Annotated in this window: 1 pseudogene; it reads right to left on the reverse strand. The window is 49.6% G+C overall.

Features of this window, described 5'->3' with window-relative positions:
- Positions 1 to 236: pseudogene (locus tag CHH91_RS19100) on the reverse strand (phosphoglucosamine mutase); the annotation flags it as partial.

Here is a 236-nt window from a genome sequence, read left to right on the forward strand (position 1 = left end):
TATCTGCGTCCAGATCAGCCAGTACGTGCGTAGCTAGCGATGAGGCAGCACCGTTGGCACAGTCAATGGCGACGTGGATTCCTTCAAAACCGCCCTCAACCGTTTGTTTTAAAAACTGCATGTATTTCTGGGCGCCCTCAAAATAGTCATTTAACTGACCGACATCGCCACCAACCGGACGAGGCATCGTATCTTCGCCGTCAATGAGTGCTTCTATTTCCTCTTCTTGTGAATCA

This window comes from Virgibacillus sp. 7505, from assembly GCF_002272135.1.
Lineage (GTDB): Bacteria > Bacillota > Bacilli > Bacillales > Amphibacillaceae > Terribacillus.